Source organism: Hydrogenophaga taeniospiralis CCUG 15921 (assembly GCF_001592305.1).
Classification (GTDB): domain Bacteria; phylum Pseudomonadota; class Gammaproteobacteria; order Burkholderiales; family Burkholderiaceae_C; genus Hydrogenophaga; species Hydrogenophaga taeniospiralis.
The window spans coordinates 142299-153750 of record NZ_BCWR01000015.1 but is presented as its reverse complement, the minus strand read 5'-3'; the positions used below and the strand labels follow the sequence as shown (position 1 = coordinate 153750).

Annotated in this window: 10 protein-coding genes; 9 read left to right on the top strand and 1 reads right to left on the bottom strand. The window is 63.3% G+C overall.

Going from position 1 to position 11452, the window contains the following annotated elements; all coding sequences use genetic code 11:
* Positions 1-1116, bottom strand: coding sequence for an AI-2E family transporter (locus tag HTA01S_RS17530; protein WP_068174142.1), 1116 nt, complete (start codon positions 1114-1116; stop codon positions 1-3).
* A gap of 198 nt (positions 1117-1314) precedes the next feature.
* On the opposite strand from HTA01S_RS17530, the gene purM reads away from it, so the two are divergent.
* The 9 genes from purM (at position 1315) to HTA01S_RS17485 (ending at position 11421) form a co-directional block, all read left to right on the top strand.
* A complete protein-coding gene (gene purM / locus HTA01S_RS17525) occupies positions 1315-2352 on the top strand; it encodes a phosphoribosylformylglycinamidine cyclo-ligase (RefSeq protein WP_068174026.1) in 1038 nt (345 codons plus the stop codon).
* A gap of 312 nt (positions 2353-2664) precedes the next feature.
* Positions 2665-4380, top strand: coding sequence for a type IV secretion system protein (locus HTA01S_RS17520; RefSeq protein ID WP_068174025.1), 1716 nt, complete (start codon positions 2665-2667; stop codon positions 4378-4380).
* A 138-nt stretch (positions 4381-4518) separates the two neighbouring features.
* Entirely contained in the window at positions 4519-5055 is a 537-nt protein-coding gene (locus tag HTA01S_RS17515; RefSeq protein ID WP_157572163.1) for a hypothetical protein, read from the top strand.
* Positions 5052-6755: a phospholipase effector Tle1 domain-containing protein gene (locus HTA01S_RS17510; protein WP_068174023.1), complete on the top strand. Its 1704-nt coding sequence runs from the start codon at positions 5052-5054 to the stop codon at positions 6753-6755. The genes HTA01S_RS17515 and HTA01S_RS17510 overlap by 4 nt, the downstream gene beginning before the upstream one ends.
* A gap of 75 nt (positions 6756-6830) precedes the next feature.
* The gene (locus HTA01S_RS25380; protein ID WP_157572162.1) at positions 6831-7184 is read left to right on the top strand and encodes a hypothetical protein; all 354 of its coding nucleotides are present in this window, start codon (positions 6831-6833) and stop codon (positions 7182-7184) included.
* A gap of 3 nt (positions 7185-7187) precedes the next feature.
* Positions 7188-7940: a hypothetical protein gene (locus tag HTA01S_RS17505; protein ID WP_157572161.1), complete on the top strand. Its 753-nt coding sequence runs from the start codon at positions 7188-7190 to the stop codon at positions 7938-7940.
* Positions 7941-8283: 343 nt separating this feature from the next.
* Positions 8284-9018, top strand: coding sequence for a hypothetical protein (locus HTA01S_RS17495; RefSeq protein ID WP_157572160.1), 735 nt, complete (start codon positions 8284-8286; stop codon positions 9016-9018).
* 3 nt (positions 9019-9021) lie between these two features.
* Positions 9022-10713: an alpha/beta hydrolase family protein gene (locus tag HTA01S_RS17490; RefSeq protein WP_068174019.1), complete on the top strand. Its 1692-nt coding sequence runs from the start codon at positions 9022-9024 to the stop codon at positions 10711-10713.
* A 153-nt stretch (positions 10714-10866) separates the two neighbouring features.
* The gene (locus HTA01S_RS17485; RefSeq protein WP_068174018.1) at positions 10867-11421 is read left to right on the top strand and encodes an isochorismatase family protein; all 555 of its coding nucleotides are present in this window, start codon (positions 10867-10869) and stop codon (positions 11419-11421) included.
* Positions 11422-11452 lie beyond the last annotated feature (31 nt).

Sequence of the window (11452 nt, the reverse complement as noted above, 5' to 3'; positions counted from 1 at the left end):
TCATGCCGGGTCGTCCTGAGCGGGGACGGGTTGCACCGGCGACGTCGGAAGCGAGCCTTCCAGATACAGACTGCTGCTCATGTAGCCGCCTTTGGCGCGCCGCATGGCCACCAGCAGCACCGCGCTGACCGGCAGCGCCACCAGAATGCCCACGAACCCGAACAGGTGGCCAAAGGCCATCAGGGCGAAGATCACGGCGATGGGGTGCAGGCCAATGCGCTCGCCCAGCAGGCGTGGCGTGACGTACATGCTCTCGACCACCTGCCCCACGGTGTAGACCAGGGCCACCAGGGCCACGCCCGTGACCGTCTGGAACTGCAGCACCGCCGCCAGCAGCCCCAGCACCAGGCCCAGGCCAAAGCCAAGGTAGGGCACGAACACCGCCAGCCCGGTGAACACACCGATCGGCAAGGCAAGCTTCAAGCCCACCAGCGCCAGGCCCACGGTGTAGAACACGGCGAGCACCCCCATCACGAGCAACTGGCCACGCAGGTACTGGCCCAACACGCCATCGGTCTCGTCCAGGAAGTTCTGCACGCTGGCGCGCCAGCGGGGGGGGATCAAACCCTTGCTGCGCTCCACCAGATTCGTCCAGTCCAGCAGCAGGTAATAGGCCACGATGGGCGCCAGGATCAGGTTGCCGAACACCGCGGCGAGTGCACTGCCACCGATGCGCAGCGACGACAGCAACCCATCGATGAGTTCGCCCTCATGGCCGCTGATGAGCTTTTGCATCCACCCGCGCACCAGCGCCACGTCCACCTGCAGCTCGATGCCGAAGCGCGCCAGCAGCGGCACCAGCCGGGTGTTGACGCTGTCGAACAGGGCCGGCACCTGCTCGCGCAGCAGCGGCACCTGCTTGGTGATCACCGGCACGATCAGCAGCGCCACCGCCACCAGCACCAGCGAAAGCAACGAAATTGCCAGGCCCGCGCCCAGCCAGCGCGGCACGCGCCGCGCTTTCAGCCGCTCCACCAGCGGATGCAGCGCATAGGCCAGCACGGCGGCCAGCAGAAATGGCATGAGCACCGGCGCCAGCAGCGACAGCAGCAGCCAGATCACGAGCGCAATAAGGCCCCAAGTGGCGGCGCGGATCTGGTTCGGTGTGAAGGTCATGGACAGCAACGTCGGGGTGAACGACCGGGCCGCGGAGGCAAACCCTTAAAATCTGGGGCAAATTCTAGTCCGCCGCCTCTTGCGGCACCGCAAACGCCCGCCAGACACCGTTGCCTCATTCCACTGGCGGGGCCGCCCACCGCCCGATCCGACCGCTCACACGACACCCCCCGGCCTCGCCGCCGGCACCCGCACCCCATGACCTCCAGCACCACCCCCCTCTCCTACAAAGACGCCGGCGTTGACATCGACGCGGGCGACGCGCTCGTCGAACGCATCAAGCCCCTGGCGAAGAAGACCATGCGCGAAGGCGTGCTCGCCGGCATCGGCGGTTTTGGCGCGCTGTTCGAAGTGCCCAAGCGCTACAAAGAGCCGGTGCTGGTCTCCGGTACCGACGGCGTGGGCACCAAGCTCAAGCTGGCTTTTGAATGGAACATGCACGACACGGTGGGCATCGACCTGGTGGGCATGAGCGTGAACGACGTGCTGGTACAGGGCGCCGAGCCGCTGTTCTTCCTGGACTACTTCGCCTGCGGCAAGCTGGACGTGGACACCGCCGCAGCCGTGGTCGGCGGCATCGCCAAGGGCTGCGAGCTCAGCGGCTGCGCGCTGATCGGCGGCGAAACCGCCGAAATGCCCGGCATGTACCCGGCCGGCGAATACGACCTGGCCGGTTTCTGCGTCGGGGCGGTCGAGAAAAGCAAGATCCTCACCGGTCAGAGCGTGAAACCCGGCGACGTGGTGCTGGGCCTGGCTTCGCACGGCGTGCACTCCAACGGCTTTTCACTGGTGCGCAAGTGCATCGAACGCGCCGGCAGCAACCTGCCCGCCACGCTGGACGGCCAGCCATTCAAGCAGGCCATCATGGCGCCCACCCGCCTGTACGTGAAGAACGTACTGGCCACCCTGGCCAAACACCCGGTGAAGGCCCTGGCCCACATCACCGGCGGCGGCCTGCTGGAGAACATCCCGCGCGTGCTGCCCGAGGGCACGGCTGCCCATCTGAAGAAAGGCAGCTGGCCGCAGACCGAGCTGTTCGCCTGGCTGCAGAAAACCGCCGGCATCGACGACATCGAGATGAACCGCACTTTCAACAACGGCATCGGCATGGTGGTGGTGATCGACGCCGCCGAAGCCGCCGCCTGCGCCGCCACGCTGCGCGAGCTGGGTGAAACGGTGCACGAGATCGGTGTGATCGCCGCCAAGGGCGAGGGCGCGGCCGTCACGGTCAACTGACGCCACACCGCTTCGTCTTCAGGAAGGCCCGGCAACGGGCCTTCGTCGTTTCCGGGCCCCAATCCCCACCTCTGTTTCCAGCGCTGTCAGGTCTGACAGGGGCCGGCTCGGCCGCATGCACGCTTTCGATCTACATTCGGCGCGCGCGCCCCACGGCTGACAGCGTGCAAAGGAATGTTGATAGAGCAGAAAAAATACATCTAAAGATTTATTATTAGAATCAGAATTGGGACCGAATCGGCCTTGGTTTAAAACAAAAATGCCAACCAAGGCGATTCGGTCAATCCAACAAAAACGCTCAGGGAAACATACATGCCATCGTCCGATCTGGGGTTCCTGTCATCACCCCCGACCTGCAGCCCCTTCAGCCTGGGCGACGACTATTTCACCAATTTCGCCATCAGTTCGGTGGTGTCGGACGCGCTCACGGCCATCCTGCCCGAGCGCTATGTGAACGCCCTGCAGGACGCCACCTTCTACTGCAATCTGAAGAAGTTCATCCTTTACGACGCCATCCTGGACAAGTGGATGTTCTTCGTGGTGAACAACCTGGCCAAGATGATCATGGCCGCGTCCGTCGCCTTCGTCACCGTCTGGGTGCTGTTGGCCGGCTTGCGGATCATGACGGGGAGCCAACGCGAACCCATCGTCCAGCTGCTGTTGCGCGGGGCCAAGATCGTCCTGGTGATGTCGCTCATTTCGGCCCTGACCAAAAACACCGACACGGTGATCCACACCGTCCTGGGCCTGGAACGGTCCATCACCCAGATCGTCACGGGTTCGAACCTCACGGTGGACCGTCTCATCGACATGAACCTGGCCATCGGTCAGTTCATGAACATGGTGGTGGAAGATGTCACCAACTCGGTGGCCGACCAGAGCAGCCGGCGCGGCTCCTTCACGGTGTTTGCCGGTGCGCTGGGGCAAACGGGGCCGGCCATCCTGACCTCCATGCTGGTGATGCTCTCGCAGATCGCAATCTGCTTCGCCCTGATGCTCGCCCCGCTGTTCCTGTTTTTCCTGCTGTTCAAAGGCACCACATCGCTGTTCTGGGGCTGGCTCAAGTTCCTGTTTTCCACGTTCCTCGCGCTGGCCTTCCTGTCCATCGTGTCCACGATCGCTATGTCGTCGACGGTCAGCTACGGGCTCATGATCGCCCTGTCCTCGGTGCTCAACAGCGCAGCCGATGCGGGGGGATCGCTGGGGACCATCGCGGAAGTCGCCATCCGGTTCCTCACGGGCAATCTCACATTGGGCACCGCTGCCCGGGTGGACTTGGGCGGCGCTGCCACCAACCTCGCGGGCATGGGCGCCCTCTTCGCCCTGCTCATCGTGGCCACCCCGCCGCTGATCATGCAGCTCTTCAATGCGTCCATGGGCTACGCCTCCAACCTGACCGGCGCCATGGGCATGCCGCGGGCTGGCCTGGGCGGCGGCTACGCGGGAGCGGGTGCCAGCGCGGGCCAGCAAGCCGGCTACAGCCCCGCTGCGCTGGGCCATCAGGGCGCGGCAGCGAGCGCCGGCAACCCGGGCCACTCCAGTGAGTCCGACCACAGTTTTTCGGGCACCATGACCCGCCAGCTCCTCAACCACGCGAGCGGGTCGAACCGGAACGGTGGCACCGACGCGGCCGCAACGCCCGCCATCTCGACCAGTGGCACACGAGGCCAGTTGTCCCCTGAATACGCCAACGGCCACAGCAGCCCGGGAACCACCAGGCTTCCCGCTGGCGCCATGGGCAGCCATGCGAACACTTCTGCGACCGAAGTCGGCAACCGCTCGGCGACAACGGTGGACGCCTCCAGGCCGCCCAACAGCCACATGGAAAACACACCGGGCAGTTCCCCCGGCGCAGGAGAAACGGCCCATGCCCCGCACATGGTTTCCGACGCCAAGGTCATCAAAGAGTACGGCAAGCGCAGCGGGCAAACAGCCACACAGGATGTGTTGGATCACTCACGAACCAACAACAGCCCTGCTCCCGCACAAGGATTGCCACAGCGCCCTGCGCTTCGCTACCGGAACTGAAACACCGGCCGCTGAATAGCCATGGTTTACGGAACACGCCCAACGATGGAAAGGATGGTTTCAATGCACCCCAAGATGCCCCGTTTCAGAACGCACTTTTTTCGGCCCTGGCTGGTCGCCTGTTTTCTGGGAGTGCTCATGAGCACACAAAACGCCTGCAGCGAAGATCGGATCGTGTTTCACGGCTTTTCATACAACCCGGCGGTGGACAGCCCGGATATCGAATTGCTCGACTGCCTGTATGGCGAAACCCTGGGAACACACACGGCCCACGAGGTGCAAACCGGGCAGGCCCGCCGGGGCGAGTGTTTCAACGGCGCCGGAAAAATCCTCCTGGGTGATTCCCTGTATGTCAAATGGCGCGACAAAAACACCCAGAAGGTCTACGAAGACCGGGTCGACCTCCGGAGCCGTTTGCCCTCGCCCAAGGAGATGCACAAGCAGGATATCTACTTCCTGATCGACAACAACCAGTTGTATGTGTACCTGATTCCAGACTCCGATTGGGATACCAAACGCAACCACAGACCGGTGGGCAAGCCCGCCAATGGCCCGGATGGGCGAGAGTATCTGGACGTCAAGACCCTCTACCCGGACAACGCCCCGCCCAAGGTCCGGGGAGGCTGGCCCAGCGCGAGGGCGGCGCGTGAAGCGGCTGAGCGGGGCAAGCCATGACCGAGGTTGTCAAACAGCTCAACGAGTCCGAACGCGCCCGGATGTCGGCCCAGGCGCAGGGCATCGTACAGACTGCTGCGCCCAATCTGTCCATTGGCCCCGGCGAACAATTCGTGTTCGTGGCGCACTTTGACGGCACCAACAACGACAAGGACAACCTGGCGCTCTCGGGCAACCCGCAGCCCACCAATGTGGCAGAGCTGTACGAACAGATGAAGCCAAACGAAGAGGGGAATCCGAGCTTCCGTACTGCCTATTACGCCGGCGTGGGCACCGATCCGGGCGCCAAGGGTTACCACGATGTCCTGAGGCCCACCGCCGACATGCAGGACACAGCGGAAAAGGCATATCGTGAGTTCAGTCAGGAAGCATTTACCTGGCTGCGCGGCCACCCCCACGCCAACCCCACCGAATCCCTGCAAGTCATGGCCACCGGCTTCAGCCGGGGCGGAGGCACGGCGGCGGTGTTCAGCCAGTTGCTCTATGAACGCGGTCTGAGCGACCCGAACACCGGCAAGATCCTGGTGCCGCCGGGGCAACTGGGTCTGGCCGGGGCCATGATCCTCGACCCGGTGACCACGGGCTACGAAGGCAATACGGCGTTCTCGCCGGCCTCGAAAAACGTCACCGTCGTGCGTGCCCAGAACGAATACCGAACGTGGTTCAAGGGCGTGGACCACAGTCACCACCCCGGCGTGAACACGGTTGACGTCACCGGCAACCACTGCAACATCGGTGGCGGCTACGACCGGGGCATCGGCGCCCACGTGCTCGAGGCCTCCACCGAGTGGTTCAAGAAAACCGGGGTGCCGATCAACGACGTGCCTGCCGCCAAACGCCCAGATGGCAGCGCCACCGTCTACCACGAGCGCGACATCCCCAAAACCGACGAAGCCATTCAGATCAGCCGCCACCCGGCGATGCGAACGCTGCTCCCCAATGCCAGCCGGATCGCCGAGGTGGCGGCGCAAGGCGCCGACTATCCCGTCACCCACGACCCGCGCCAAGGACTCCACGCCCCGCGCCAGTTGAACCCTTCGGCCCACCCGGAGCGCCAGAGGGCCGACGGCTGGAGCCGCTTCAACGGCGCTCACGGTACGGTCTGGCGCAAGGACTACACATCAGACAAGGGCGTGCCGCTGAGCGCCGTGGTGGTCGAGCGCGACCCAGCCGGCACGCAGAACGACCGGGTGGACATGGTGCTGATGCGCCGTGACGGCCAAGGCCATCTGCTGATGGACAAACGCCTGCCAGCGGGCAGCGGCGCGGCCCTGCGCGACTCACTGGACCAGCGCCTGGACCCGACCAAAGCGCAGGCGACACCTGGACGCCACGGCCCCAGCGCCGAACAACACAGCCAGGCCCAGCACTTCAAAGACCAGCTTGGCCCCCGGCTGGTGCAACTGGGCATGAGCGAACTACAGATCGACACCCTGTCGGCCGCGGCGGTCAAGGAGCAGACCCGGTACGCCGCTCAGGGCCAGGCGCAGGCGTTCTACCTCAGCAACGACGGCAGCACCATCGCCATGCGCCAGGAACACGCGCCGCTGCGCGAGTTCAGCGTCGCGCAGGCGCTGGGGCAGAGCGCGCAGGCGCATTGGCGCGAAGCCATCGCCCTGTCTCGGCATGAAATCGATCAACCCATCCAAATGGCCAATGCTTCGATTCAGAAAGAACCTTCCGCACCAATTCGTGCGTGAAAGAAACGGATTCAGGCCTGGAGTGCAAAACCCGCCACTCATTGTTCAATCAATTTTTACGCAAGGGAGTTTTTTATGACATTCAAAACCATCAACCTCAACCGTCGACAATTTTCATTGACCGCTTTAGGCGGACTCACCGCCGCAACCTTGGCCGCCTGTGGCGGAGGTGGTGGTGACGGCGACGAAACAACCACCGTCAATCTGCGGGCTGCTTTTGACAAGATTCAGTACCGAATGACCAAGGAAGAGGTTAGAGCAATTGTGGGAAGACATGAAGACGATGAGAACGGAGTTAGTTGGACCGAAGGCAACGAACAACTTCTTGTGACTTTTGCAACCAATGATCAGATGGTGGCAGGTGCCAATAGAGTCAGATGGTTTTCAGGTTCAACTCAGCTGGATCGGTCGCTAGATCTGGGAGAGTAAATAATGAAAGTATTGGTTTTTTCAGGGATTTTAATATGCTGCACAACTGCATCGGCTCAATGGGCTGTCTACGATGAAAAGGTCTTCACAGAAGTTGAAAAAGCCACAAAGGAGTTAATTAAAATTAACAACATAAAGAAATTGGACACCGACCACACCAAGCTGGATAAGACTTACAAAAGCGAACTGAGCACAGCAACCAATCAGTCCCAAGACCTGACCTTCGGCGAAGGTAGCAACAAAGCAGTGATAAAAGGCCTAGACACCAAGTTCGAAGACCTGACCGATTTGACACCGGCAGAAAAGGCCAAATACATCGGTAGTGCCGAAGATTGCGGGGAAGAGCAGACCAACCCCAATATGTACAAGGCCTGCGTGGGTTTGCGCAATTTGCGGATTCAAACCCTCAAATCAACCCAGCAAGCACTGCGCAATCTCTACGACAAACGCAAGCAAATCGGGAGCCTGGTCGAGAAATCACGAACCGTCACGGGCGACGAAATCGCCTCCGGCGTCATGCAGCGCTACCACTTCGAGCTGCAAAGCCTGCAGGCGTTGATGCAAGCCGACACCGACCAGATTCGCTTGGTAATGGAAGGCTACCGATACCGCGAGAAGCTCTACGAGGTGCAGCAGGCCGAGGCGCAGCGCGGCATGCTCAGCCGGGGGGCCAGGTTCGACAAGTCCGGCAAGGCGATCGTGAGCAAGCCCCTGCCGTTTTTCCCGCCGCCTTCGGTGCTCTACAAGCCGAGTTGACCAACGATGCTCGCCAGACAATGGCTGCGGTGACTGGGCACGACATGGCGGCGCTGGCCCTCGTGGAAAACGGTGCGGACGTGGTGGATTCGCGTCTGCTTGGGGTTCGCGGCGCTGGCCGGTGCTTTCAGCACCTTGCAGCTGCGGCACTGGTGGCCGGACAGCCTGATGCCGCGGCAGCCTCTCTGCGCCAACGGGCAGCGACTGGCCGTGTATGGGCTGGCGTCCACACCGAGCGTGCAGTATCCGACGGGGCAGACGTTTCAGGTGCGGGTTCGGGCGCCCTGAGCGCTGGTTTTTTTCGCGATGGGCAGGGCATCGCATGTCGAGGAGGGAATGGAAGATGAAGCACATCCAGACCAAGAACAGCCAAGGTTTGACCACACAACAGAGGCGTGTACCAGGGCCGCGCGCAGCGGCGTTGCTCCTCTTGTCACTCTGCGCCAGCCTGCTGCTCGGCGGCTGCATGGCGCCGGCCTACATCGCCACGGAGCTGGAGAAGTCCGGCAACGACAAGGCCCTCAAGGGCGGCATGGCGGTACTGAGGCAGCACATCCAGACGCTGCAGGACAAGGGCGACCCGCTGGGCGACTACTTCTACGCGCTGGGCAACTCGGACGGCTGGATCAAAGACGTGAGCGATCCCCAGGCGATCACCGCGCTGTTCGAGAAGGCCGCGGCCAAGGGCTCGATGGACGCGAAGATTTTGCTGGCGCTGCAAAAGGCCAGCAGCGATCCCAAACCCGGAGAACTGGATACCTCCCATGGGCCGAGCGGGAACCTGAAGGCCTGGGAAGCCGGGTTGGCGGAGTTGCTGCCCCTGTTGCAGCAACAGTGTTATGCCCGTCGGCTGGTGATCGGCGGGCCAGTGCTCGGCGATGCGCGCCCCCGCGTTCGCTACTACTCGGTCGCCTACTATGTTTGGCCAGAGTTTCGGGACGGCTACTACCGCCTCAACCCCGACGGAACGCGAACGCTGCTCAAAGACGCCAAACGCCAGAAACTCTGGGAGGACATTCACCGCAAATGCGACCGACCACAAAACGAGTGGCTCGACACCCTTTACCAAAATGGTTGAGTGATGGACCACAACACACAACCCACCGGCCTACGCCACAACCCCTTCAACCGCCTGGACGCCCATGTGGGCATGGCTTTGTCGTTCTGGGCGTACCCGCATAAGGACGTTGAAGAGGCCCGAAAGGTCATTGAATATCCAGAACCCTGGTTTTACGCAAAACCCGGCGAGACACTGCCCCCCGACTGGCCCACCGTCCAATACGGCGCCAACGGCAAACTGACCCAGGAGGGCTGGAACACCCAGCACAACGCAGAAGGCAAACTGGAGAACCAGTTCAAGGTCTCCATCAACAAGGAGACCAAAGAAATCACCTTCGATTTCAAAGGCTCGGACGCCTGGAGCAACTGGAAGTCCGATCTCGGCAACGCCGGCGCCAGCGAGTTCGCCAAGATCCAGGCCAAGGCGCAGGCCGCCTATGAAGCCCTGAAAAATGACGAACGGTTCACAGACTACCGCTTCGCCGCCACCGGTCACAGCCTGGGCGGCGGTATGGCGCAAAGTTTTGCGCTGAAAAACAACATGGACGCCTGTGTCTACAACAGCCTGCCCATCGCACGCGACACCGTGCACGGCGACTACTTCAAGGATGTGGGCGGCTTCGATGCGGCGCTGGAGCGCTACAAGGCCGCGGGCCGGCAGGTGCACGACGTGCGCACGCCCAACGACATCGCGACCTACACCTACCACAGCGTGATGAACAACCGGTACCTCAGCCGCCATGTCGGCCCGGGTCCGACCCTGCTGCCGGGCTCTTCCCTGCCCTCGGTGCTGAAGACCGCGCTCATGTTGAGCGGCAGTGGCACGCTGGTGGCGGGTGCCGTCATGGGCAAGGACCACACCATGGGTGCCCTGGTGGATGGTCAGCAGGGCCTGTCGGTCGATGCCCACGGCCGCTACCGCATCCCTGAGGGCCACGCCGACTTCGCCCGCCTGCCGCCCGAGGCCCGCAAGTTGTTCGCTCGGCTCAGCGAGTCCCCCGTGACCCAGGCCCGCTGCATCGCCACGCACGACAGCAGCTTCCCATGGGACCGTTTTCAAGTGCTGCACGAAGACGGCAGCCGACAGCACATCGCCATCCACCCCAACACCAGCGCCATCGAGATCGAGCACCACAGCCCACAGGGCCTGCGCACGCTGATCGAGATGAACCCGCGCCGGGATGAACCGGCCAGGGTCAGGGAGTACGACGCCCAAGGCCAGCTGGTCAAGACCGAGACGGTGGCCCTGCACGAGCAGGCGACCGGGCAAGAAGACACGGGTACCACGCGCGTCGCCAGGACAGACGCGACAGCGGGCCACCGCGCTGCGCAAGGCCTGCGCCCCGAGCAGCAAGCGCAATTCCTGATGGCGTACCGCCAGACCGGGGATGCCCTGCAACGCTCGGGCCTGAGCACCACGCAGGTGGGCCAGGTCTGCGCCGCGGCTGTGACGCACTGCACCCGCCATGGCCACAAGGGGGAGCCCGAGCAGTTCTACCTGAGCCGGGACGGCCAGCGTCTGGCGGTGATGCACCGGAGCCAGCAACTCAGCGAGATGGCGGTGGCACCGGCCCTGCGCCAGAGTGCCCGGGCGCATTTCAGCGAGGCGGCGCAGGTCAGTGCGCAGGTCGCTGTGCAGGATGTGGTGCCGTCTCCGTTGCAGCTCGCATCGCATCCGACCGCCACTCCCAGCACTTCCCGGGCCATGGCCTGAAGTGTCCGGAAAGTCCCGCCACGCGAGGACTATCATGGCTACCTGGAGGACAATGAAAATGTCCTGAAATGATCGGTTCTTGTCTGGCCGCGAGCAGACGCCAGTGCCGGCCATCGGCATGATCAAGGCTTCAACAACCCCGACGGAGCCCCCATGAAAACCGCCCTGCTGATCATCGACGTGCAAGAGTCCTTCCGCCACCGCCCCTTCTTCACCGAACGGGATCTGCCCGCCTACCTGGCCGCGCAGAACGCGCTCATTGAGGGTGCCCAGGCGGCTGGCATGCCCATCGTTCGCATCTTCCACGTGGACGGGCCACAGGTTCCGCAAAACCCTTTCTCGCTGGAGTCCGGCGCCGTGCGCCCGCTGGACGGGCTGGCGCCCTTCGAAGCCGCCGCGACCTTCCACAAGTCGCGCCACAGTGCACTCGTGGGCACCGGGCTGGAGGTGTGGCTGAACCGGAATGCCATCCAGCGCCTGATCGTCAGCGGCATCCGCACCGAACAGTGCTGCGAAACCACCACCCGGCACGCCTCCGATCTGGGCTACACGGTGGACTTCGTGACCGACGCCACGCTGACCTTTGACATGGTGCAGCCCGACGGCACGCCGCTGTCCGCCGCCGACATCACGGCCCGCACGGCCACGGTGCTGAAAGACCGCTTCGCGCGACTGTGCACGCCCGCGCAGGCGCTGGAACTGGCATGAGCGCCGCGCCGGGCCGCTCCCAAGCAAGCTC

Bases quoted from the DNA above. Each gene is read 5' to 3' on its own strand.
- HTA01S_RS17530 (WP_068174142.1), bottom strand. From the start codon at position 1,116: ATGACCTTCACACCGAACCAGATCCGCGCCGCCACTTGGGGCCTTATT.
- purM (WP_068174026.1), top strand. From the start codon at position 1,315: ATGACCTCCAGCACCACCCCCCTCTCCTACAAAGACGCCGGCGTTGAC.
- HTA01S_RS17520 (WP_068174025.1), top strand. From the start codon at position 2,665: ATGCCATCGTCCGATCTGGGGTTCCTGTCATCACCCCCGACCTGCAGC.
- HTA01S_RS17515 (WP_157572163.1), top strand. From the start codon at position 4,519: ATGAGCACACAAAACGCCTGCAGCGAAGATCGGATCGTGTTTCACGGC.
- HTA01S_RS17510 (WP_068174023.1), top strand. From the start codon at position 5,052: ATGACCGAGGTTGTCAAACAGCTCAACGAGTCCGAACGCGCCCGGATG.
- HTA01S_RS25380 (WP_157572162.1), top strand. From the start codon at position 6,831: ATGACATTCAAAACCATCAACCTCAACCGTCGACAATTTTCATTGACC.
- HTA01S_RS17505 (WP_157572161.1), top strand. From the start codon at position 7,188: ATGAAAGTATTGGTTTTTTCAGGGATTTTAATATGCTGCACAACTGCA.
- HTA01S_RS17495 (WP_157572160.1), top strand. From the start codon at position 8,284: ATGAAGCACATCCAGACCAAGAACAGCCAAGGTTTGACCACACAACAG.
- HTA01S_RS17490 (WP_068174019.1), top strand. From the start codon at position 9,022: ATGGACCACAACACACAACCCACCGGCCTACGCCACAACCCCTTCAAC.
- HTA01S_RS17485 (WP_068174018.1), top strand. From the start codon at position 10,867: ATGAAAACCGCCCTGCTGATCATCGACGTGCAAGAGTCCTTCCGCCAC.